General features: G+C 64.8%; 23 protein-coding genes. 15 read left to right on the top strand and 8 right to left on the bottom strand.

Annotated features, from left to right (window positions below; all coding sequences use genetic code 11):
- From ABZF37_RS01505 to acs, 6 genes are all read left to right on the top strand, one after another.
- A partial coding sequence (locus tag ABZF37_RS01505; RefSeq protein ID WP_372716000.1) for a glutamate-5-semialdehyde dehydrogenase occupies nucleotides 1-1154 on the top strand: 1154 nt, incomplete at its 5' end.
- Complete coding sequence (gene nadD, locus ABZF37_RS01500; RefSeq protein WP_372715998.1) at nucleotides 1118-1831, top strand: nicotinate-nucleotide adenylyltransferase; 714 nt, start codon at nucleotides 1118-1120, stop codon at nucleotides 1829-1831. The genes ABZF37_RS01505 and nadD, both read left to right, overlap by 37 nt.
- A 2-nt stretch (nucleotides 1832-1833) precedes the next feature.
- Nucleotides 1834-2202: a ribosome silencing factor gene (rsfS, locus tag ABZF37_RS01495; RefSeq protein ID WP_372715995.1), complete on the top strand. Its 369-nt coding sequence runs from the start codon at nucleotides 1834-1836 to the stop codon at nucleotides 2200-2202.
- A complete protein-coding gene (gene rlmH, locus ABZF37_RS01490; RefSeq protein WP_372715993.1) occupies nucleotides 2199-2672 on the top strand; it encodes a 23S rRNA (pseudouridine(1915)-N(3))-methyltransferase RlmH in 474 nt (157 codons plus the stop codon). The genes rsfS and rlmH overlap by 4 nt, the downstream gene beginning before the upstream one ends.
- An 86-nt stretch (nucleotides 2673-2758) precedes the next feature.
- Nucleotides 2759-6493: a YhdP family protein gene (locus ABZF37_RS01485; RefSeq protein WP_372716004.1), complete on the top strand. Its 3735-nt coding sequence runs from the start codon at nucleotides 2759-2761 to the stop codon at nucleotides 6491-6493.
- Nucleotides 6494-6591: 98 nt separating this feature from the next.
- Entirely contained in the window at nucleotides 6592-8529 is a 1938-nt protein-coding gene (gene acs / locus ABZF37_RS01480) for an acetate--CoA ligase (protein WP_372715991.1), read from the top strand.
- A 16-nt stretch (nucleotides 8530-8545) separates the two neighbouring features.
- Here acs and ABZF37_RS01475 read toward each other — a convergent pair whose 3' ends face one another.
- On the bottom strand, nucleotides 8546-9379 hold the full coding sequence (locus ABZF37_RS01475; protein ID WP_372715989.1) for a 23S rRNA (adenine(2030)-N(6))-methyltransferase RlmJ: 834 nt from the start codon (nucleotides 9377-9379) through the stop codon (nucleotides 8546-8548).
- Nucleotides 9380-9449: 70 nt separating this feature from the next.
- Nucleotides 9450-10145, bottom strand: coding sequence for an FKBP-type peptidyl-prolyl cis-trans isomerase (locus tag ABZF37_RS01470; protein WP_372715987.1), 696 nt, complete (start codon nucleotides 10143-10145; stop codon nucleotides 9450-9452).
- A 144-nt stretch (nucleotides 10146-10289) separates the two neighbouring features.
- Here ABZF37_RS01470 and ABZF37_RS01465 point away from each other — a divergent pair, with 144 nt between their 5' ends.
- The 9 genes from ABZF37_RS01465 to ubiG all read left to right on the top strand — a co-directional run bounded on the left by ABZF37_RS01465 (nucleotide 10290) and on the right by ubiG (nucleotide 17770).
- Nucleotides 10290-11618, top strand: a complete 1329-nt coding sequence (locus tag ABZF37_RS01465; protein ID WP_372715985.1) for an aromatic ring-hydroxylating dioxygenase subunit alpha — start codon at nucleotides 10290-10292, stop codon at nucleotides 11616-11618.
- Nucleotides 11611-12147 carry a 3-phenylpropionate/cinnamic acid dioxygenase subunit beta gene (locus ABZF37_RS01460; protein ID WP_372715983.1) on the top strand — a complete coding sequence of 179 codons (537 nt, stop codon included), beginning with the start codon at nucleotides 11611-11613 and terminating at the stop codon, nucleotides 12145-12147. The genes ABZF37_RS01465 and ABZF37_RS01460 overlap by 8 nt, the downstream gene beginning before the upstream one ends.
- A gap of 81 nt (nucleotides 12148-12228) precedes the next feature.
- On the top strand, nucleotides 12229-12432 hold the full coding sequence (locus ABZF37_RS01455) for a (2Fe-2S)-binding protein (protein ID WP_372715981.1): 204 nt from the start codon (nucleotides 12229-12231) through the stop codon (nucleotides 12430-12432).
- A gap of 91 nt (nucleotides 12433-12523) precedes the next feature.
- Entirely contained in the window at nucleotides 12524-12994 is a 471-nt protein-coding gene (gene bfr / locus ABZF37_RS01450) for a bacterioferritin (protein WP_372715979.1), read from the top strand.
- A gap of 6 nt (nucleotides 12995-13000) precedes the next feature.
- Complete coding sequence (locus ABZF37_RS01445; RefSeq protein WP_372715977.1) at nucleotides 13001-14158, top strand: 12-oxophytodienoate reductase; 1158 nt, start codon at nucleotides 13001-13003, stop codon at nucleotides 14156-14158.
- 45 nt (nucleotides 14159-14203) lie between these two features.
- Nucleotides 14204-14842, top strand: coding sequence for a trans-aconitate 2-methyltransferase (locus tag ABZF37_RS01440; protein ID WP_372715975.1), 639 nt, complete (start codon nucleotides 14204-14206; stop codon nucleotides 14840-14842).
- 154 nt (nucleotides 14843-14996) lie between these two features.
- Complete coding sequence (locus tag ABZF37_RS01435; RefSeq protein WP_372715973.1) at nucleotides 14997-16019, top strand: class I fructose-bisphosphate aldolase; 1023 nt, start codon at nucleotides 14997-14999, stop codon at nucleotides 16017-16019.
- 46 nt (nucleotides 16020-16065) lie between these two features.
- Nucleotides 16066-17049 carry a ferrochelatase gene (gene hemH, locus ABZF37_RS01430; protein WP_372715971.1) on the top strand — a complete coding sequence of 328 codons (984 nt, stop codon included), beginning with the start codon at nucleotides 16066-16068 and terminating at the stop codon, nucleotides 17047-17049.
- A 19-nt stretch (nucleotides 17050-17068) separates the two neighbouring features.
- Nucleotides 17069-17770, top strand: a complete 702-nt coding sequence (ubiG, locus tag ABZF37_RS01425) for a bifunctional 2-polyprenyl-6-hydroxyphenol methylase/3-demethylubiquinol 3-O-methyltransferase UbiG (protein WP_372715968.1) — start codon at nucleotides 17069-17071, stop codon at nucleotides 17768-17770.
- A 6-nt stretch (nucleotides 17771-17776) separates the two neighbouring features.
- Here ubiG and ABZF37_RS01420 read toward each other — a convergent pair whose 3' ends face one another.
- The 6 genes from ABZF37_RS01420 to fabF are packed head-to-tail and all read right to left on the bottom strand — an operon-like array spanning nucleotide 17777 to nucleotide 22894.
- On the bottom strand, nucleotides 17777-18556 hold the full coding sequence (locus tag ABZF37_RS01420; RefSeq protein WP_372715966.1) for a TatD family hydrolase: 780 nt from the start codon (nucleotides 18554-18556) through the stop codon (nucleotides 17777-17779).
- A 5-nt stretch (nucleotides 18557-18561) separates the two neighbouring features.
- Complete coding sequence (locus ABZF37_RS01415) at nucleotides 18562-18924, bottom strand: PilZ domain-containing protein (RefSeq protein WP_372715963.1); 363 nt, start codon at nucleotides 18922-18924, stop codon at nucleotides 18562-18564.
- Between the two features lie 33 nt (nucleotides 18925-18957).
- Nucleotides 18958-19959: a DNA polymerase III subunit delta' gene (holB, locus tag ABZF37_RS01410; RefSeq protein WP_372715961.1), complete on the bottom strand. Its 1002-nt coding sequence runs from the start codon at nucleotides 19957-19959 to the stop codon at nucleotides 18958-18960.
- Nucleotides 19956-20585, bottom strand: a complete 630-nt coding sequence (gene tmk, locus ABZF37_RS01405) for a dTMP kinase (RefSeq protein ID WP_372715959.1) — start codon at nucleotides 20583-20585, stop codon at nucleotides 19956-19958. Before tmk ends, holB begins: the two co-directional genes overlap by 4 nt.
- On the bottom strand, nucleotides 20573-21613 hold the full coding sequence (mltG, locus tag ABZF37_RS01400) for an endolytic transglycosylase MltG (protein ID WP_372715957.1): 1041 nt from the start codon (nucleotides 21611-21613) through the stop codon (nucleotides 20573-20575). Before mltG ends, tmk begins: the two co-directional genes overlap by 13 nt.
- A gap of 39 nt (nucleotides 21614-21652) precedes the next feature.
- A complete protein-coding gene (fabF, locus tag ABZF37_RS01395; protein ID WP_372715955.1) occupies nucleotides 21653-22894 on the bottom strand; it encodes a beta-ketoacyl-ACP synthase II in 1242 nt (413 codons plus the stop codon).
- Nucleotides 22895-22924 lie beyond the last annotated feature (30 nt).

Here is a 22924-nt window from a genome sequence, read left to right as displayed (position 1 = left end):
CGGCGATGGCCGACGCGCTGCAGCGGGCCGAACCGGCGCTGCTGGCGGCCAATGCCAGGGATCTGGCCTCCGGCAAGGCAACCGGCCTGGACGCGGCGCTGCTTGACCGTTTGATGTTGGACCGGTCACGCATCGCGTCCATGGCTGACGGCCTGCGTCAGATCGCGGCTCTGGCCGACCCGGTGGGTGCGATCGACGACCTGCGGGCTCGTCCGTCCGGCATCCGCGTGGGGCGTATGCGGGTGCCGCTGGGGGTGGTCGGCATCATTTACGAGTCGCGCCCCAATGTCACCGCCGACGCCGCCGGTCTGTGCCTGAAGTCCGGCAACGCCTGCATCCTGCGCGGTGGTTCCGAAGCCCTGCACTCCAACCTTGCCATCGCCGCCTGTATCACGAGTGGGCTGGAAAGCGCTGGCCTGCCGGCGACGGCGGTACAGGTGGTGGAAGTCACCGACCGGGCAGCGGTCGGTCTTCTGGCGGGCCTGGCGGCTTATGTCGACATCATCGTGCCGCGCGGCGGCAAGGGGCTGATCGAGGCGGTGATTCAGCAGGCGCGGGTGCCGGTACTCAAGCATCTGGACGGCGTCTGCCATGTTTACATCGACACCGGGGCCGACCTGGACATGGCGCGGCGCATCGTACTGAACGCCAAGACCCATCGTTATGGCGTGTGCAATGCTCTGGAAACGCTGCTGGTAGCGGACAGTGAGACGGCGGTGCTGCCGGCGATTGTTGCCGAGTTGCAGGCCCAAGGCGTGGAGCTGCGCGGCTGCGCGCGGACCCAGGCCGTGGTGCCGGGCCTGCTGTCGGCAACTGAGGCTGACTGGTACGCCGAGTATCTGGCGCCGATTCTGGCTGTGCGGGTGGTGGATGATATTGATGCCGCCATTGAGCACATCACCCGGTACGGCTCGGCCCATACTGACGCCATCGTGACACGTGACCTCGGCCACGCCGATCGTTTCCTGCGCGAGGTAGATTCGAGTTCGGTCATGGTGAACGCCTCGACCCGCTTTGCGGATGGCTATGAATATGGTCTTGGCGCCGAAATCGGCATCAGCACCGACAAATTGCACGCCCGTGGACCGGTGGGCCTGGAGGGCCTGACCAATCAAAAGTGGGTGGTGCTCGGCAATGGCGAGGTGCGCGCCTGACAAATTTTCCGCGAAGAGGCCGTCCTGCACCGCGGCCAGTCGGCATCCTGGGCGGCACATTCGATCCGGTTCACGTGGGCCATCTGCGGGCCGCCATTGAGCTCAAATCAGCCCTCGATCTGGCCGAGGTGCGCCTCATACCGGCGCGCCTGCCACCACACCGACCTCAGCCGCGGGCGGCCGCCGAGCACCGTCTGGCGATGTTGCGGCGCGCCGTGCGCGGCGTGGCTGGCTTGCGCGTGGACGCACGAGAGCTGAGCCGTGCCGGTCCGTCCTACACCGTGGATACTCTGGGAGAGTTGCGCCAGGAGCTCGGCCAGCGGCCGATCTGCCTGCTGCTGGGCGCCGATGCGTTCGCCGGCTTGACCGGCTGGCATCGCTGGCAGGCGTTGTTCGAGCTTGCGCACCTGGTGGTGATGCAGCGCCCCTTATCGGCTGGTCAGGCCGCGCCGCCGTTGCCGGCCAAGCTGGCGCAAGCCATCGGCGGTCGTCTGGCGGACAGCGCGCGAGCACTGCGCGGCTCGTGTGCTGGTGTGGTCTGGCGGCAGGCACTGCCGCCACTCGACATCTCAGCGACGCGGGTACGCGCGTTGCTGGGAGCCGGAGAAAGCGCGCGTTTTCTCGTGGCCGACAGCTGCCTGCGGTACATTCGTCACCATCGCCTCTACATTGATTGAATATGCCGAAAGACCTTGCCTCCCTGCAATCCGTGGTGCTCGCGGCCCTGGACGACCTCAAAGCCGTCGACGTGAAAGTGCTCGATGTGAGCCGTCTGACCACCATCACCTCGGTGATGGTGGTAGCCACCGGAACCTCAAACCGCCACGTGCGGGCGCTTGCCGACGCGGCGCGCGAGGCTGCCAAGGGAGCCGGTTTCACCGTACTTGGCGTAGAGGGTGACAGCGACGCCGAGTGGATGCTGGTGGACCTGGTGGACGTGGTGGTCCATGTCATGTCGCCACAGACGCGCGAGCTGTATCGCCTGGAGGATCTGTGGTCGGCGCTGCCGCGTCGTCCGAAGGCAGAACAGGTCGGCGACAGCGCGTGAGTCAGGTGCTCATTCTGGCGGTCGGCCAGCGGCCGCCGGGTTGGGTCAGTGCCGCGTGTGCCGATTATCTCGGGCGCTTCGGACGTCGTCTGAAAGTAGAACTCAGAGAAATCGCCCCCGCGCGTCGCGGCGCCGTCAGTCGCGATGCGGCCCTGGCACAGGAAGACGCGCGCCTGCTCGCCGCCCTGCCGGACAGTGCCTGGCCGGTGTTGCTGGATGCCGGTGGCCGACAGTACGACTCGCCCGGCCTGGCGGTGGCGTTGTCTGACTGGTTGGCGCAGGGTGGCCCGCTGGCGTTAATGATCGGGGGCGCCGATGGTTTTGGTCCAGGGGTCCGGGAGCGGGTCCGTTCCCAGTGGGCCTTGTCAGCACTGACCTTCCCGCACATGCTGGCGCGGGTGTTGGTGGCAGAGCAGCTGTATCGCGCTTTCAGCCTGTTGCACAACCTGCCGTATCACCGTGAGCACTGAGCGCCCGCCGGGGCTGACGGCCCGATGATTGTCCACTGCCTGCGCGGTTCGACCGCTGGCTGAGAGGGGATGAGGTTGTGTCCGTGATGCGCCGTCTGCTGCTATGGAGCGCGCTCGGTATTCTTGTTTCGAGCGCCGTGGGACTGACCGCACTGCGCGTGCTGTTGCCACGCCTGGATACCCATCCGCAGCAGGTAGCGCAGTGGGTCAGCCAGGCGGTGGGTTATCGGGTCGAGTTCACACAGCTGCGTGCGGGTCTGCGCGGCATCACGCCGGAGCTGACCCTGCAGCAGGTCGGGCTCACCGGCAGCGACGGCAGTGTGACGCGGGTCGAGGCGCTTCGCCTGCGTTTCGCCTGGTGGGCATCGCTGCTCGCGCGTCAGCCACGCCTGGCGGATATTGAGATCGTCGGCCTGCATTTGGGCATCGTGCGCGACGCCAACGCTCGCTGGCGCATCGGCGGCATGCAGCTGGGCCACGGTGGCGCGAATGCGGGTTTCTCCGCCTGGTTGCTGGCGCAACCGCAGGTGCGCTTGAGCGCCGCCGTGATCGATATCCGCGACGACCAGCAGGCGGCGCGGGCAATCAGCCTGCAGGACGCCGAGGTCCAAATGCGCCGCCACGGCGGCCACCATTGGTTGGACCTGCGCGTGGGTGTGGCGGGGGCCGCCAGCGGCGCGTTGCACCTGCAGGCGCAAATCGACGGACTTGGCCAGGATCTGGGTGCCAGCGAGGGCCGCGTCTACGCGATTGCACGCGATATGCAGGGAGTCGACGTGCCCCTGTGGCGCAGTCTGTTCAGCGGGCGGCTTGACGCCGAAGTCTGGTTGCGCTGGAAGCAGGGCAACATTGAACGTGTTCACGGTCGCATCGACGGTCTTGGTGAGCTACATCAAGCGCAGGCGAAAACGACCATTCCCTTCGATGCGCTGCACTTGGAGGGGGTCTGGCAGCGCCAGCCACAGGGTTGGGTTGCAGGTATCGATAGCCTGCGGCTTGGGCTGGGCGAGCGTGCCTGGCGTCTGGATCACGGTTATGTCGAGCGTAGCGGCGACAGGTGGACCCTGGCGGCTGGATTGTTAGACGTGCCGCAGCTCGGCCCCTTGGCCGATCTTCTGCCGCCCTCTCAGGCAGAGGACGGCAGCTCTGGCGCGATGCTGGCCCAAGCCGATCCCACGGTGCGGGCGCGAGATCTGAAAGCCGTGATCGATCGCACCGCGACTTTGGGGCAGCGTTTGCGTTTGGCCGCGCAAGTCGATGAACTGGCCTGGCGGCCTATGCCGCGCTTGCCAGGGCTGGCGGGCGTCGCGGGCGATTTGCGTCTCACGGACGCAGCGGCGAGCTTCACGTTGCAAGGCGCGCCGCACCTGACCCTGGACGCGCCGAGTGCCTATGCCGCGCCCCTACAGATGGATAGGGCACGCGGCGAACTGGCAGTGCAATGGTCCTCCGAGGGCAGGCAGGCACAGCTGAAGGATTTTGCGGTTCTCGTAGGCAGCATTCCGGTATCGGTGCGCGGCCGACTGTCGCTGCCGGCCCAGGACGGCGAACCTGAGTTGTTCATGCAGGCCAGCATCCCCCAGGCCCCGGCCGCGGAGTTCTTTGCCCTGCTGCCGGACCGCGCCTTGTCCCCGAAGTTCATCGACTGGGGTCGAGACGCTATCCAGGGCGGTACGCTGCGCAAGGTGCAAGCCTTGCTGCGCGGGGATCCGCGGCGTTTTCCGTATCGGGACGCCCGAGGGCAGTTTCTGGGCACGGCGGAATTCACGGACATCAAGCTCGATTATCGACCTGGTGCCGGCTGGCCGGTAGTGAGCGAAGGCGACGGCCGGTTTGCGCTGCGTGGCCCGGAGTTTGAGTTGACGCTGGACGACGGTCGTCTGCTCGATAGCCGTGCTACTGAACTGCAAGTGCGAATTCCCGATGTGGCGCTGCGCAGTAAACGCTTGTTGCTGGATGGCATCGCCAGCGGAAGCGCGCAGGACGTGATTCATTTTGTGCAGCAGTCGCCGCTGGCAGCGCGTTTTGGCAAGGCGGTCAGCCTGTTGGGCTTCGATGGACCCGCGCAGACCTCGGTGAGCCTGGACCTGGTATTCAGCGGCCCGGTCAGGTCGACCAAAATCAGCGGCGTCACTCGCCTGACCGACAATCGCCTGCGCATCGGCAGCACCGGACTCACGCTCGACGCCTTGCGTGGCGAGGTCGGTTTCAGTGCGACCGGTCTGCGGGCGCAGGGTGTTCAGGCCCAATTGTTCGGTGGCCCGGTTGCGTTCGATCTTGAAACCGCACCCGCGAATGCAGTCCGCATCGAGCCGCGTGGTCAGGCCGACGCGCTGCTGCTGCAGCGCTACCTGCGCCTGCCGCGGCCGTTTTTATTCAGGGGCAAACTGCCCTGGCCAGGGCGCGTGGATATTGCTGGCGATGGCCGGCTGGGCCTCGATCTGAATCTTGACGTCGCCGCGGCGGTGGGCGATTTGCCCACGCCCCTGGACGCGCTGAAGCTCGGGCCGCTGCAGGTACGGGCGGATTGTGAGTGCGGCGGCAGCACGCCGCGTACCTGGGACGTGGTGCTGGCGGCCCAGCCGCTGGTTGCGCACCTGGATATCGGTCCGCGCGAGGACAGCGCCATGGCCCTGCGACGCGGTGACCTGGCCATCGCCGTCGAGTCGCGGTTGCCGTCGGCCGGATTCAAGATGCACGGTCGCATCGAGCGCCTGCCGCTCAGTCCGTGGCTGTCCTGGCTTGGGGAACATTTTCGAAGCGATGGAGGCGGCAGCTGGCCGGTGCCGCAAGTCGATGTTTATGTGGACCAGCTGGACTATCTGGGCCAGTCTTTCGATCAGTTGCGGCTGCAAGTGGCACGTAGCGAGGGTTGGGATATTGCGCTGGACGCGGCCGACGTGGCCGGTCAGGTTCGGGTGCGCGGCGGCGGCGCCGAGCAGCAGGTCGAGCTGGCACTGGACCGGCTGCACCTGAAACGCGACGAAGAAAACGACGGCAGGACCGCCGCCGGCGTCGATCCGGCCAAGGTGCCGGTGCTGCGCGGGCGCATCGGCGAATTGCATTACGGTGGTGAGACGTTTGGCGCGCTGGAGCTGTCCAGTCGGCGGCTCGCGGATGGACTTGCCTTCGACAACCTGCGCCTTGAGGGCGATTTTGGTGGCATCAGCGGCACCGGCGCCTGGCGAGGTCATCAGAAGAACAGTACCAGCAGCCTGGATGCCAGCGCCGACTTCAAGGACTTCGGGGCCTTTCTGGGACATTTTGGCGTCAAGAATCTGGTACGTGAGGGCCGCGGCAAACTGCGCGCCGAGGTGAGCTGGCCGGGTAGCCCCGGGGCGTTTGCCTTTGCCGCGCTTGACGGCAAGGTCAGCGGCGCTCTGCGCAAGGGTACGCTGCCGGATGTTGAGCCTGGCGTGGGCAGGCTGTTCGGCATCCTGAGCCTGGACAGTGTGGCGCGCCGTCTGTCGCTTGATTTTCGGGACGTTTTTGGTCGCGGCTTTGCCATTGACCGCATGGATGGCGAGTTGCTGCTCGCGGCCGGACAGGCGCAGTTGAAGAACCTGCGCGTGCGCGGTCCCGCCGCGCACCTGACGTTGAACGGGCGTACCAATCTGACCGACCGCAGCCTGGATGTGGAGGTGCTCAGTGCGCCGCAGGTCACCTCCAGCCTGCCACTGGCCGGCGCCATTGCCGCGCCGGGTGTTGGGGCTGCCATTTATCTGGGTCAAAAGATCTTCGAAGGCGCCATCGACAAAGTGACCGAGCAGCGCTACCACGTGACTGGCACCTGGGCCGATCCGAAGGTCGAAAAGCGCTGATCGACATTCTGCGTCGCCGGGCTGCTCGACGTGTCCGGCACGCTGTGTACCATTCCGCCAGTGCGCAGGCGCGCGCCCGACCATTAGCAGGAGAACCCATGTCCGACGCCAAATCCTATCCGGTACCGGCCAAATTTGCCGCCCGGGCGCATCTGAAGCTCGCCGATTATGAGGCGATGTACCAGCGTTCGCTGGCCGACCGGGATGGCTTCTGGGCCGAGCAGGCGGAGCAATTCGTAAGCTGGCAGGAGCCCTGGCACACCGTGTGCCAGGAAGATATGGCCCGTGGCCACATCCGCTGGTTCGTTGGCGGCAAGCTGAACGTCGCCTACAACTGTCTGGACCGTCATCTGCCCAGCCGTGGCGAGCAGACGGCCCTCATATGGGAGGGCGACGACCCCGACTTCTCACGCCACATCACCTATCACCAGTTGCATGACGAGGTATGCCGTCTGGCCAATGTGCTGAAGATACGCGACGTCAAGAAAGGCGACCGCGTGTGCATTTACATGCCGATGATCCCGTCGGCGGTGGCGGCCATGCTGGCCTGTGCCCGCATCGGAGCCGTGCACTCGGTGGTATTCGGCGGTTTCTCGCCGGAATCCATCAAAAGCCGCATTCTGGATTCCGACTGTCGGGTGGTGATTACGGCCGACCAGGGCCTGCGTGGGGGGAAACCGATTCCGCTGAAAGCCAACGTCGACCAGGCGCTGGAAGGCTGCCCGAATGTCCATACCGTGCTGGTGTACCGGCACACGGGTGCCGAGATTGCCTGGAAAGACGGCCGCGACGGCTCGTATCAGGAACTGTTGGCCGCGGCGAGCACCGACTGTCCGCCCGAGCCGATGGATGCCGAAGATCCCTTGTTCATCCTCTACACCTCTGGTTCCACGGGCAAGCCCAAGGGCGTGCTGCACACCACCGGTGGCTACCTGACCTACGCGGCGCTGACCCACAAGTACGTGTTCGACTACCACGATGGCGACGTCTACTGGTGTACCGCCGATGTCGGCTGGGTCACCGGCCACAGTTACATCGTCTATGGGCCGCTGGCCAACGGTGCCACCAGTCTGGTGTTCGAGGGCGTGCCGACTTACCCGTCGCCGGCCCGCTTCTGGGAGGTTATCGACAAGCACCAGGTCAACATCTTCTATACCGCGCCCACGGCCATTCGTGCCCTTATGCGCGCCGGAGACGCGCCGGTGCAGGGCACGAGTCGAAAATCGCTGCGCCTGCTCGGTTCAGTCGGCGAGCCCATCAACCCGGAGGCGTGGGAGTGGTACCACCGGGTGGTTGGTGATGGACGGTGTCCGATCGTCGATACCTGGTGGCAGACCGAGACTGGCGGCATCATGATTGCGCCGTTGCCGGGTGTGACGGCGCTGAAGCCGGGCTCGGCCACCACGCCGCTGTTCGGTGTGGAGCCGGCGCTGATGGACGCCAATGGCGAGGAGCTGCCCGGCGCCGCCAGCGGCAATCTGGTGCTCAAGCGCTCGTGGCCGGGCATGATGCGCAGCGTCTATGGCGATCATCAGCGCTTCGTCGACACGTATTTGAAGGCCTACCCCGGTTACTACTTCACCGGCGACGGTTGCCGCCGTGACGAGGATGGCTATTACTGGATCACCGGTCGCGTCGACGACGTCATCAATGTGTCCGGCCATCGGTTGGGCACGGCAGAGATCGAAAGCGCGCTGGTGCTGCACGAGGCGGTGGCGGAAGCCGCCGTTGTAGGTTATCCGCACGACCTTAAAGGCCAGGGCATCTACGCCTACGTCACCCTGATGCAAGGCCGAGAACCCAGCGACGCCTTGCGCCAGGATTTAGTGGCCATGGTGCGCAAGGAAATCGGTGCCATCGCCACGCCCGACGTCATCCAGTGGGCGCCCGGGCTGCCGAAGACCCGCTCCGGTAAAATCATGCGCCGTATCCTGCGCAAGATCGCCGAGAACGATATTGCCGCGCTGGGTGATACCAGCACCCTGGCTGACCCGGCGGTGGTGGAGGATTTGGTTGCCCATCGTGGTGGCGGCTGACTGGTCTGCGAGCCAGCTATTCTGGTACCAGCCATTCGACGCGCGAGCTGCCGCTGCCGGGCGCCAGAATTTTCGTCAGAACTGGCAGCGTTTCCTGTAGTTGCTCGACAAAGCCCCACGGCGGGTTGATCACCAGCAGGCCACAGCCGTGCAGGATGCCGCCCTGTACCAGCGCGCTGAGGCGCAGCTCCGCCAGCAGCAGGCGGCGCAGGCCACTGTCCTGCAGGCTGCGTTTGAGACCTGCCAGCGGGCCTTCGTCCTTGAGTGGGTACCACAGGGCGTAGCAGCCGGTGGCGAAGCGTCGGTGGGCGGCCAGCAGTTCGCGCGGCAGGCGCGTGAGCTCTGTGGCGTCCTCGTAGGGCGGGTCGATGAGTGCCAGGCCGCGGCGCTCGACCGGCGGCAGGAAGGCTTTCAGTCCCTGGTAGCCGTCGCTGTTATGGACGGTCATCACGGTGGATGGATGTGCAGCCAGGGCGGCATATTCGATCGGATTGAGTTCGCAGGCGATCACCCGGTCCTGTGGCCTCGCCACGGCGGCAGCGATCAGCGGTGAGCCAGGGTAATGGTGCGGCGCGTTGCCGCCGACCAGTGTCCGCAGTACCGCCAGGTAGTCGGCGAGCGCGGCCGGAAACGGTCCCGGCGCTTGCCATAACCGACCGATGCCCTGGCGGTATTCGCCGGTTTTCTGTGCCGGCACGCTGGACAGGTCGTACATGCCGGCGCCGGCGTGGGTGTCCAGGTAGGCCCAGGGGCTGTCCTTGCGGGACAGGCCGCGCAGCAGGGCGACCAGACACAGGTGTTTGAATACGTCGGCGAAGTTGCCGGCGTGGAAGGCGTGGCGATAGTTCATTTGTCGACCGTCCCGCTGGCGGCCATCGGGAAACGCAGCGGGTCGGGTGACCCGCTGCTTGAGGCGGACGCTATGGGGTGGCGCCTGTAGTCTCGACCTTGCCGATATCCAGCAACTCGATCTCGAACACCAGGGTCTGGTTGGGGCCGATCGCGCCGCCGGCACCTTTGGCGCCGTAGGCAAGTTCAGGCGGCAGCACGATTTTCCACTTCGAGCCCTCGGGCATCAGGACCAGGGCCTCCTGCCAGCCGGGCAGGATCTGGTTGACCGGGAAGCTGACCGGTTCGCCGCGTTTGTAGGAACTGTCGAATTCGGTACCATCCGTGAGCGTGCCGCGATAGTTGACCTTCACCGCGTCTGTGGCCGTGGGCTTGGCGCCGGTACCCGCGGTCAACACCTGGTACATCAGGCCGGAGGCGGTTTTCTTGACCCCTGGGGTTTTGGCGTAGCTGGCGCGAAATGCGTTGCCGTCCCGGGTATTCTTGTCCGAAGCGGCCTTGGCCTTGGCTTCCAGCTCGCCCCGAAGCTTGTTGAGTGCTGTCTGCAGGACTTCCGGATCGGCCGCCGGTTTGTTGCCGGCCAGCGCGTCCTTGATGCCATCGGCGACGGCGGTTGGGTCCAGAGCCAAACCGTCCCGTTTGGCATTGGCGCCGAACTGGTAGCCGATGGCATACGCAGCCTTTTTGGCGTCAGTGGTCAAATCAGCCGCCAGAGTGGCGGTAGAGAAAATGGCGGCAATGGCCATCGGTAGGGCGATGCGGAACATGACGTCCTCGGCGTAAAAGTAGGGAAAACGGCGGGCGACTCAAAAAGCGCGCGCCATGATCCCACATCGAGCCTTGCTTGGGGTGGCCGTCACAGGCTATAAGCCCAATGAATCTTCGAAAACACTTTCAGAGGAGGGACCCTCATGCCAGCGTTCACGCCCGCGCAGCTCGCCGCCTTGATCGATGCCGACCATGGTCTGCTCAGCCCGCGCATCTTCCAGGACCAGGCCATTTACCAGCAGGAGCTGGAGCGCGTGTTCACGCGCTGCTGGCTGTTCCTGGCGCACGAGAGTCAGCTGAAGCAACCCGGCGACTTCTTCGCCACCTACATGGCCGAAGATCCGGTTCTGGTGGTGCGCCAAAAGGATGGCTCGATCAAAGCCTTTCTGAACCAGTGCCGCCACCGCGGCATGCGCCTGTGCCGGGCCGACAGTGGCAACGCCAAGGCCTTTACCTGCTCCTACCACGGCTGGTCCTACGACATGGGCGGCAACCTGGCCGAGGTGCCATTCGAGAAGGAAGCCTACGGCCAGGTTGACAAGGCACGCTGGAGTCCGCGTCGGGTACCGCGGGTCGAGGTCTACAAGGGCCTGGTGTTTGGCTGCTGGGATGCCGACGTGCCGTCGGTGACCGAGTATCTGGGCGACATGGCCTGGTATGTGGACATGTTCCTGGACCGCTTGCCGGGGGGAACGGAGGCGGTGGGCGGCGTACACAAGTGGGTGATTCGCTGCAACTGGAAGTTCGCCGCCGAGCAATTCTGTTCGGATATGTACCACGCGCCGTTCAGCCATTCCTCGCCGGTGCTGGCCAGCCTGCCGCCGGACATTGATCTGAGCCAGGCCGGTTGGCCGATGCAGGGCAAGCAGTTCAGTTCTCCGCTCGGTCATGGCACCGGGTTTTTCATGGACACGCCAGAGTTCATGTTCCCGCTGCTCGGCGAGACGGCGGCCGGTTACTACCTGCAAAGCAGCGCGGCGGCGGCAGAGCGCCTGGGCGACATGCGTGCGCAGCGCATAAACGGCGCCCATATGACGGTGTTCCCGACGTTGTCGTTCTTGCCTGGCATCAACACGCTGCGCGTGTGGCACCCACGCGGACCGAATGAAATCGAAGTCTGGGCCTGGACGCTGGTCGACAAGGCCGCGCCGGCCGAGGTCAAGGAGGCCTATCGCAAGGCGGTGCTGCGCACCTTCTCGCCGGGCGGCATCCTGGAACAGGACGACGGCGAGAACTGGACCGAAATCCAGAAAGTCCTGCGCGGCCACATGGCGCGCCAACAGCCGTTCAACGCGCAGATGGGTCTTGGCATGGACCGTAGTGACGATCCGGACCTGCCTGGCCGTATTGGCTACGTTTACGGGGAACTGGCGGCGCGCGGCATGTACCGGCGCTGGGCGCAGGTGATGGGCGCGCAAAGCTGGGCGGAACTGGCCCCGCGTGGTTTGGGCGAGGTGGCGAGCAATGGTTGACACCTTCCTGCCGGCGCGCGTGGCGCCGGAACTGCAGCAGGAAATCGAGCAGTTTCTATATGCCGAAGCAGCGCTCCTGGACGCGCGTGAGTTCGACACCTGGCTGACCCTGCTGGCCGATGACCTGCACTATTTCATGCCGACCCGGCGCACCACGTTGCGTCGCGAGCGCGACCTCGAATACTCGGCTGCCGACGAGGTGGCCCTGTTCGACGAGGACAAGCCCAGCATGGTGGTGCGCATCCGGCGCCTGAATACGGGTCTGGCCTGGGCGGAGGAGCCGCCGTCGCGCACCCGCCACCTGGTCACCAACGTGCGCATTGCCGACGCGGACAACGGCGAGTACACCGTAAACAGCTACTTTGCCCTGCACCGCAGCCGCCTGGAGCGGGACGTGGACCTGTTCTACGGCGAGCGCATCGACCGCCTGCGGCGGGTGGACACCGCGTACGGTTTCCAGATTGCCCGGCGCACCATTCACCTGGACCAGGCCACCGTATTGGCGCCGAATCTGTCGATGTTTTTCTGAGGCCGAAAGTCACGTTGTTGACAATCATTCGCATTTCGAATCGAATGACAGCAACGGGATATACGCGGGGATGGCGTTCAGATGTATGTGTGTCTGTGTCATGGTGTGACGGATCGGGCCATCCGGCAGGCGGCGCAGGCCGGCGCGTGCAGCCTCGCCGAACTGGCGCAGACCCTGCGCGTGGCTACCTGCTGTGGCAAATGTGCGGATATCGCCAAGACCCTTCTCGAAGCGGCCGATCGCACCGCGCCGGCAGCTCCGGTTCGCCTGGCCAGCATCGGCTGACCCGTTCTTGATACGCGTCGTCGGTGCCAGCTGATCGGTACCGCTGGCCCCCTATAATGGACACGCCCCCACGCAGTCCGGAGATCAGCTCATGCAAGGCGATGCCAAAGTCATCCAATACCTGAACCGCGTGCTCAAGAACGAGCTGACGGCCATTAACCAGTATTTTCTGCACGCCCGCATGGCGGAGAACTGGGGACTCGTCAAGCTGAACAAAAAGGAGTACGAGGAATCGATTGACGAGATGAAGCATGCCGACCGTCTGATAAAGCGGGTACTGTTCCTGGAAGGACTGCCCAACCTGCAGGATCTGGGCAAGCTGTATATCGGCGAGGACGTGCGGGAACTGCTGGAGTGCGACCTGCGTCTGGAGCACGAGGCGATCCCGCTGTTACGCGAGGCGATTGCCCACTGCGAGGGCTGTGCCGATTACGTCAGCCGCGAGCTTCTGGAAGACATTCTGGAAAGCGAAGAGGAGCATGTGGACTGGCTGGAGACGCATCTGGAATTGTTCGACAAGCTCGGCGCCCAAAACTTCCTACAGTTCATGATGAACGAGTAACCTCATATGGCCGGTCCCAGTGCCCTGTTCGAGCCCACCCGTATTGGGAGTCTGACGTTGCCCAATCGGGTGGTCATGGCACCGATGACGCGTTCCTTTTGTGGGTCGGGAGGGGTGCCGAGCCCTGAAGTGGTCCGTTATTACGCCGCGCGTGCGGCGGCGGGTACCGGCCTTATTTTTACCGAGGCGACGGTCGTGGACATGGGTCCGGCGCGCGGTTACCTGGGCGTGCCAGGCCTGTGCGATGACGCGCAGGAAGCCGCCTGGAAGATGGTTGTAGAGGCGGTTCACGCCGTTGGTGGCAGGATCATGGTGCAGCTGTGGCACTGCGGGCGGCTGTCCCATCCACGTGCCACTGCCGGCGCGCAGCCGGTTGCGCCAAGCGCGGTCGCTGCCAGTGGACCGTACCTCGACGTTGCCGACCCCAGTACCTTCGACGGCCACTTGAGCTATGTCGAACCCAAGGCGATGACGCAAGCCGACATCGATGCTGTGGTTGGCGCCTTTGCCGCGGCGGCCGGACGCGCCCGGCGGATCGGTTTTGACGGGGTGCTGTTCCACGGCGCAAGCGGCTACCTGATCCAGCAGTTCTTCAATGCCGACAGCAACCGCCGTGACGATGCCTACAACGGCGATACCGCGGCACGGGCGCGCTTTGCGTGCGAGATCGTGAGCGCGGCGCGCGCCGGTACCGGCGCCGACTATCCCTTGCTGATGGGGCTGTCCCAGTTTTCTGTCAGCGATTACGGTTGGGTGACCTGGTCCGCTCCGGCCGACCTGGCGGTAACCGTGAACTGCCTCAAGGCGGCCGGCGTAGACGGTTTTCACGTTGCTGCACATCGGATCAACAATCCCGGGTTCGCCGCCGAAGCGGACCCCGCAGGCCACGGCCTTGCCTGGCACGTTCGCCAGGCTTCCGGGCTCCCGGTCAGCGCGGCAGGTGGTGTGACCTATAGCGCCACCATAGGCGAGTCGTTGATGGGCGCCGACTGCCATATAGCTGACCCGGCCGAGGCGGCACAGATGCTGGCCAACGGTGATGCTGACCTGATCGCCGTCGGTCGAGCCATGCTGGCGAATCCGGACTGGACCACCAAGGTGCGTACCGGCCGTTGGAACGAACTGCTGCCGTTTCGGCGCGAGACCCTGGCGACGCTGGTCTGACACTGGGCGCGCACGCGGATGCGGCGGCAGCCAGAGGCGGAATTGATGGACGATGCCGAGCAGACTGCGGCATACGCTCAAGCCGATTTTTCCACTCCACATCAGTTTATCGTCGACCAGATCAGTCGCCTGCTTCCCGGGCTGCCGACCTTCGCGCGGGTGCTGGACCTTGGCTGTGGGCCGGCTGACGTTACAGTTCGTCTTGCGGTCGCTTATCCGGGTTGGCAAATAGATGGCGTGGATGGCGCGCCCGCCATGTTGGACCAGGGCCGGGAGCGGGTGGTCGAGGCTGGCCTGGCGGCGCGGATTCGTCTGTATTTGACACGCCTGCCGGGCGACCGGTTGCCTGGCCTCGGCTATGACGTGGTGGTCAGCAACAGTCTGTTGCACCACCTGCACGAACCCCAGGTGTTGTGGCGGACGGTTCGTGTCGCGGCGGCGACCGGTGCGGCCGTGTATGTCACGGACCTGCGTCGGCCCAGGGATGAGGCGAGTCTCCAGCGGCTGGTGGAGGCTCACAGCAGCCCGAGCCCGGTCGTGCTGCGGCGCGATTTCGAGGCTTCCCTGCGCGCGGCGTTCACCGTTGGGGAGGTACGCCATCAACTGTCGGCCGGCGGCCTTGGCGGATTGACGGTGGAGGAATTGACCGATCGCCATTTGGCAGTGTTCGGTTGCGTGACTTGAGAATGCACCCAGTTCCAAGCGAAACATCGCAAATGCGATTCCTTTGATCCCCGTCCAGGTCCTCGCCACCGCCCCCCAGCCTATAATTACCGACCCTAACGCCAGCCCGCATACAGCTGTGGCGCGGTTCAGCACAGCCCAAGGAGCCCGTCCGATGAACACCACCGAACTCGAAGCCACTGTTCGTGCCATGACCGCCCGCGGCAAGGGCCTGCTGGCCGCAGACGAAAGCAGTGGCACGATCAAGAAGCGCTTCGACAGCATCGGCGTGGAGTCCACCGAGACCGCCCGGCGCGACTACCGGCAGATGCTGTTCACCACACCGGGCCTGGACGAGGCGATCTCCGGGGTGATCCTGTACGACGAAACGCTGCGCCAGAGTGCCGACGATGGACGCAGCCTGGCGAGCATCCTGCAGAGCAAGGGAATCGTGCCCGGTATCAAGGTCGACAAGGGCACCATCGTCATGGCTCCCGGCAGTGGCGAGAAGATTACCGAGGGCTTCGATGGCCTGGCCAAGCGTTACGAGGAGTATCACCAGCTCGGTGCCCGCTTTGCCAAGTGGCGTGCCGTTTACTGCATCACCGACGAGCTTCCCTCGCCGCGCAACATTCGCCTCAACGCCTTGGGATTGGCGCGCTACGCCGCCATAACCCAGCAATCCGGCCTGGTGCCGATTGTCGAGCCGGAGGTGCTGATGGACGGTACTCACAGCATAGAGCGCTGCGAACAGGTCACCACGGTTGTGCTGCAAGGCGTGTTCGAGGCGTTGGCAGCCGAGGGTGTGGCGCTTGAACTGATGGTGCTCAAGCCCAATATGGTGATTTCCGGCAAGGAATGTGTCGTACAAGCCAATGCCCGGCAGATCGCCGAGGCCACGGTGCGCTGTTTCCGTCGCACCGTGCCGGCGGCGGTGCCGGGCATCATGTTCCTGTCGGGCGGCCAGAACGAGGTCCAGGCCACCGAAAACCTGAATGCGATCAACGCGCTGTCCGCCCGTCATCCGTGGATATTCAGTTTTTCCTACGGCCGCGCGCTGCAAGCACCCGCGCTGAAGGCGTGGCAGGGGAAAAAGGACAATGTGACCGCGGCCCAGAATGCTGTGCAAAAGCGGGCGCTGCTCAACGGCGCGGCCTGCCGCGGCGAATACCAGTCGCAGATGGAACAGGCTGCCTGAGGCTGATACAGGGCCGGCCCGCCGGCTTTGCAGCGGATTGCCGCAGATGACAAGCGCTTGCCGCACTGGCGTTTTGTTGGTGAACCTTGGCAGCCCGGAGGCACCTACAGCGCGGGCCGTGCGGAGCTATCTGAAGCAGTTTCTGAGTGATCGGCGGGTGGTGGATCTGCCGCCGGGACTATGGCTGCCGATCCTGTACGGCGTTGTTCTGACCACCCGGCCGCGTCGCTCGGCGCGGCTTTATAGCAGGGTCTGGACGGAGCAGGGCGCGCCGCTGCTGGTCAATACCCGGCACCAGGCAGCGGGCCTGGCGACACGATTGGCGCCACTGGGTGTGCGTGTGGGGTTTGCCATGACCTATGGCACGCCGTCGCTTGCCGATGGCCTGGCAGCGCTTGTGGAGTGTGAACGTATCCTGCTGTTACCGCTGTTTCCCCAGTACTCGGCAAGCACCCAGGGTGCGGCGTTTGACGCCGTGGCCACGGCGCTGAAGCGCGTCCGGCGGCTGCCGGCACTGCGTGTGGTGGCCGATTTTCATGACCAGGCGGGCTATATCACGGCGCTCGCGGCTGGCGTCCGGGCCTACTGGGCCGCCAAAGGCCGAGGCGAGCGATTGTTGATGTCGTTTCACGGCCTGCCGCAACGTAACGTCGATGCGGGTGACCCCTATGCTGACCAGTGCCAGCGCACGGCGGCTCTGCTCGCGGAGGCGCTCGATCTGGGTGCCGGTGACTGGCAACTGGCCTATCAGTCCCGCTTTGGTCGGGCGCGCTGGCTGCTACCCGCGACCGATGCCACGCTGAGGGCTTGGGGCGAGCAGGGTCTGCGCCGGGTGGACGTGGTTTGCCCGGGTTTTGTCAGCGACTGCCTGGAAACGCTGGAAGAGATCGCGATCGGTGGCCGGCGGATCTTTCTTGGCGCAGGCGGCGGCCAGTTCCATTACATTGATTGCCTGAATGACGGCCCGGTCTGGCTGGACGCGTTGGCCGAGCTGGCTCGCGCTGAAATGGCCGGTTGGCTGGACTCCTGATTCAAACAAGAGACATTTCATGCCGGCCAATGTTGACTCAGCCGAGACCGCCAAGTTCGATGCTCACGCGGATCAATGGTGGGACCAGGACGGGCCGTTGCACACGCTGCACGAGATCAATCCCGTACGCCTGGCCTGGATAGCGCGCCATGCGCGTGTTGCAGGCGCGCGAATGGCTGACGTGGGCTGTGGGGGTGGGGTTCTGACGGAGGGCTTGGCGCGCGCGGGTGCCGTGGTGACTGGTGTTGATCTTGCGGCCGATGCGCTGGCGACGGCGCATGAGCATGCTCTGGCACAGGGGCTTGCGATCGATTACCGGCAGCTATCTGCCGAGGCATTGGCGGCAACTGCACCGGCCACGTTCGATGCGGTCGCCTGCCTTGAGCTGCTTGAGCACGTGCCGGAGCCGGCAAGCGTCGTGCAGGCCTGCTCGGACCTGCTGCGACCGGGGGGAGTGGCTTTTTTCTCGACCTTGAGCCGTAGCCCGCAGGCCTACCTGCAGGCGGTGCTCGCCGCCGAGTATGTGCTGCGCCTGCTGCCGCGCGGCACGCATCAGTACGCGCGTTTCCTGAGGCCGGCGGAACTGGCGACCCTGTGCCGTGGCGCTGGGTTGAGCGTGATTGATATCCAGGGACTCGGCTACAACCCGCTGACACGGCGCGCCGGTTTACGCGCCCAGGTGGATGTCAATTACCTGTTAGCAGCGCGCAAGGCGCGGTGACGGGGCTCATGACGTCCGCGGGATGACCGGGAACAACTCAAAGAAATTGCGCCCCACCAGGGCATCAAGCTCGTCCTGCTCCATGTCGCGAAGGTCCGCCACGTAATCAGCAACCTGGCGAACATAGGCGGGCTGGTTCTGTTTGCCTCGATACGGCACCGGGGCCAGGTAAGGCGCGTCGGTCTCCACCAGCAGGCGCTCGGCGGGTACCAGGCGCGCTGCTTCGCGGATGTCGTCGGCGCTCTTGAAAGTGACGATGCCCGAAAACGAAATGTAGAAACCAAGCTCCAGCGCGCGCTGGGCGGTCATCCAATCGCCGGTAAAACAATGCATTACACCGGCAACCTCGTGGGCTTTCTCCTCGGTGAGGATGCGTAGCATGTCTTCGGTGGCGTCCCGCATATGAACGATGAGCGGCTTGCCCACTTCGCGTGCGGCGCGGATGTGGGTGCGAAGGCGCTCCTGTTGAAGCGGCACATAATCCGGCCCGTAGTGGTAGTCCAACCCGGTTTCGCCCAGAGCGACGATCAACGGATCGCTGGCCAGTCCCGCGAGTTGGGCAACCGTCGGTTCGTCGCCATCCAGGTGATTGGGGTGAACGCCCACCGAGGCCGACACCTGCGGATAGCGAGCCGCTATGTCCCGCACCACCGGGGCATTTTCGAGAGACACACAGACGCTCAGGAAGTGCCCGACGCCAACCAGGGCGGCGTCTTCCAGCAGGGCGTCCGTCTGGGACAGTGTTGGGTCGACCTGATCCAGGTGGCAGTGTGAGTCGACCAGCATGATGGTTAGAGCGTGTGGGTGTGGCGTTCGCTTTGCAGCGTGCCAACCAGGTAAGTTTCGATCTTGTTGCGCGCGACACGGCTGCTGTCATCATCGACAAACTGAACGCCAAAGCCCGCTACCTTGCCGTTTTGAGAACCCTTTGGCGTGATCCATACGACCTTCCCGGCCACGGGAAGTTTCTCCGTCTCGTCCATCAGCGTCAGTAGCAGGATCAGCTCATCGCCCAGCCTGACGGCGCGCGCCGTGGGCACAAACAGGCCGCCACCCTTCACGAACGACATGTACGACGCGTACAGGGCGTTCTTGTCCCGGATGGTGATGGCCAGCACGCCGGTATGCGCGTCTTTTTCGGTCTGTTCGTTCATGGCAGTTTCCGCGGCGTGCTTCCTGGAGCAGGGTCAGTTTACCCAAAGTGGGTAAAGCAGCCGCTCCAGCGCCAAGTCCCGGCTGAGCGGATGCTCGCGTAAGCGCAGAAAGTCCTCAAGTTCGCTTGCAAAGGCCTGTAGGCGCTGTGGTGGCGGCGCGCGAAATGTATTGCCAAGTTTCGCATCAGGCGCGCCGGTCGCATTTCGTAGAGCCCGACGCAACCATCCATACAGTGCGGTATCGAGCGTCTGTTGCGGCAGCTTTAGCCAGTCGCGGGCAAGCCGCATTGGGTCGGCTGTTCCGGCCAGCAGGCCGGCGAGTCCCACGCATACCACATTCCATACAGTCTCCAGATCCTGTGCCAGCAGCTTGGCCGCCTGCAGGGGCGCACCGCCGCCGAGTTCGAGCGCTAAATCCGCGGCCGGCCCGTCGCTGTTCAGCCAGGCGCGCGCCTGGCTCGTCGGTGGCGCCGAAAAGCGCAGCATCTGACACCGGCTGCGCAAGGTGGCGGGCAAAAAAGCTGGCCGCTGCGATAACAGCAGAAACACGGTGTTATCGGGCGGTTCTTCCAGCAGCTTGAGCAGGGCATTGGCAGCCGCGAGGTTCAGGGCATCCGCCGGTAGCAGAACGGCGAGTTTGTAGTGGCCGTAATGAGCCGTCGTCACCAGGCGCGTTGACAGTTCGCGCACTTGGTCGACACTGATGACAGTTGCCGGCTTCTTGCGCGAAGACTCCATCTGGCAGCGCTGTCCTGGATAGGTACTAAAAGCCGCGCGCTCCAGGGGGTCTGGACTGAGCACGGCGCAGTCCGGATGCGTGCCGGCGGTGTTCTGCAAACACGCGCGGCAGGCACCGCACGGCTGGTCGCCATTGGGTGAACTACATAGCAGCCAGGCTGCAAGTGTGGCGAGAAACTGTGCTTTTCCGACGCCGGCCGGGCCCGTTGCCAGCAGGGCATGGTGTAGCCGCCCGGCCGCGCGAGCACTTGTCACGGTTTCCCATTGCGCCGTGTGCCAGGGCAGCAGCTGATTCAAAGCAGGCGGCCAACCGCGCGCTCGATGGCTGCGGACACCTCGAACGGGCTAAGCGCCGCGTCGATAAGACAGTAGCGCTGCGGCCGTTGGCGCGCGCGACTCAGGTAGGCCTCGCGCACCCGTTGGTGAAAGCCGGATGTTTCCTGCTCGAAGCGGTCGGCGGCTCCTCGTCGTTTGGCGCGCGCGAGGCCGCTTTCCACCGGCAGGTCGAGCAGCAAGGTCAGGTCGGGGTGCGCCTGCGAGGGTAGCAGGGCTTCAAGGGCCGCCACCGGTGCGTTACCCAGGCCTCGCCCGGCGCCCTGGTAAGCATAGCTCGCGTCGACATAGCGATCGCACAACACCCATTGACCAGCGTCCAGAGCGGGCAAGATCACTTGCTGTACGTGCTCACTGCGCGCCGCGAACATCAACAGCAGTTCCGTCAAGGGCGTCATCGGCCCATGTTCGGGAGCCAGCAGGAGGGCGCGGAGTTTCTCGCCCAGCGCGGTGCCGCCTGGCTCGCGCGTGGCCAGCACGGTCTTGCCCCGCTGTTGCAGGAATGCTTGCAGGTCCGCAAGGCGGCTGGTCTTGCCGGCGCCTTCCATGCCCTCTAGGGTGATGAAGCGGCCCCGGTTCACGACGCGCATCCGGCTGGTCGTCGGCGTTGGTAACAGTCCACCGCCCGGTTGTGCTCTGCCAGCGTGCGCGAAAACTGGTGACTCCCATCACCGCGGGCCACGAAGTAAAGATAGTCCACAGCGGCAGGGTGAGTTACCGCATGCAGCGCCGACCGGCCCGGCAGGGCGATCGGCGTCGGCGGCAGGCCCGTTGACGTATAGGTGTTGTGCGGCGTGGGCGTGTGCAGGTCGCGGCGGGTGAGATTGCCGTCGAACGCTTCGCCCAGGCCATAGATTACGGTGGAGTCGATCTGTAGAGGCATTCCCAGACGTAGCCGATTGAGCAACACGGCCGCGACCAGGGGCCGTTCGTCCGCGCGGGCGGTTTCCTTTTCCACCAGGGACGCCAGGATCAAGGCTTCCCGCGCCGAGCTGGGTGCGCCGGGGCCGCGCGTCTGCCATTGCGCGGCCAGTTGTTTCCGCATGGCGGCGTGGCTGCGGCGTAACACGTCAAGGTCGCTGTCGCTGCGGGTAACGAAATAGGTATCGGGAAAGAACCAGCCCTCTGCCGGCAGGTGTTCGGCGCCTAACGCTCGCATGATGTCCGCGTCACTGGACCCACGCAAGCTTGCCTTGAGAACCGGAGATGCCCACAACGCCGCCATGGCCTGCCGGAACGTACCCCCTTCGGGAAGGCGCACCAGGTACTGGCGCTGGCGGCCGCTGGCAAAATCGGCAAGCAGGCGGGTCGGGGTAATGCCGGGGTCAAGCGCGTATTCGCCAGCGACGATGCGATCGCCACGGCCGGTGAGGCGTGCCCAGACATGTACTGCCCGGGGCTGGGGCAGGTAGCCGGCGGCCGACAAGCGGCGCAGGACTACCGCTAGTGTGTCACCCCGCACCACTTCAATGCTGGCGGGTGTTGCCAGGGTCAGCGGTTTTCCCGCCTGCTGACCCAGCCACGCAAACAAACCGGTGGTGATGCACAACGCCAGCCCAATCAGTTGCCATGGTCGAAAAAGTGAAGCGGCGCCGGCTGTGTTCTTTGGCGAGGTCATCGGTGCCCGCGTTCAGGCTGCCAAACGTCGGGACGGGATTCAGCGCGGACGACTGAACACCAGCGTGCCATTAGTACCGCCAAAACCGAAGGAGTTGCTCAGAGCGTGGTCAATGCGCATGGGTCGAGCGGTATGGGGTACGTAATCGAGGTCACAGCCCTCGCCCGGATGGTCGAGGTTGATGGTCGGTGGCGCAACCTGGTCACGGAGCGCGAGTACGCTGAAGACCGCCTCAATCCCCCCCGCAGCTCCCAGCAGATGACCGGTCATCGACTTGGTGGAACTGACCGCCAGGGCATGAGCGTGATCGCCAAACGTACGTTTGATGGCAACTGTCTCGGCAACGTCGCCGGCCACCGTGGAAGTGCCGTGAGCATTGATGTACTGGATGTCCTCCCCGGCCAGGCTGGCGTTACGCAGCGCCGCACGCATACAACGAAACGCACCATCACCGCTGGCATCCGGCTGGGTCATGTGGTGGGCGTCGCCGCTCATGCCGTAGCCGATCAGCTCGGCATAGATGCGTGCGTCACGCCGACGCGCGTGTTCCAGTTCTTCCAGCACCAGGATGCCGGCGCCATCGCTGAGCACGAAGCCGTCACGGTCCCGGTCCCAGGGCCGACTGGCACGCTGTGGATCGTCGTTGCGGGTTGACAGGGCCCGGGCAGCGGAAAAACCGCCGACCCCCATCGGCGAGGTGGCCATCTCGGCGCCGCCCGCGAGCATGACATCCGCATCCCCATACTCGATTAGCCGGGCCGAATCGCCGATGCTATGAGTTGCCGACGCGCAGGCCGTGACCACGGACAGGTTTGGGCCCTTGAGTCCGAACCTGATGGAAACGTTACCGGCGACCATATTGATGATGTTGGCCGGCACGAAGAACGGCGAAATGCGTCTTGGACCGCCGTTCAGATATTCAAGGTGCCCGGCTTCGATACCGGCCAGCCCGCCAATGCCCGAGCCCATGGCGACACCCATGCGCTCGGCATTCTCGGGCGTGACCTCGATGCCGGCATCAGCCAGAGCCTCGTCGGCTGCCGCTATCCCGTAATGAATAAACGGATCCATCTTGCGGGCTTCCTTGGGGACAAGGTAGCGCTCGATATCAAAGCCCTGGACCGCCCCGCAAAACCGCACGCTGAAGGCGCTGGCATCGAAGTGAGTGATGGGCCCGATACCGCTTTTTCCGGCCAGAATGCCGGACCAGGAGCTTTTTACGTCCAGCCCGAGCGGACTGACCATGCCTAGCCCGGTAATTACGACCCGTCGTTTACCCAAAGCCGCGTCGCCCTCGCATCTGGACTCTGC

The sequence above is a fragment of the Immundisolibacter sp. genome (assembly GCF_041601295.1).
GTDB lineage: Bacteria > Pseudomonadota > Gammaproteobacteria > Immundisolibacterales > Immundisolibacteraceae > Immundisolibacter.
The sequence above is the reverse complement of the archived record's forward strand: the minus strand, read 5'-3'. Positions and strand labels throughout refer to the sequence as shown.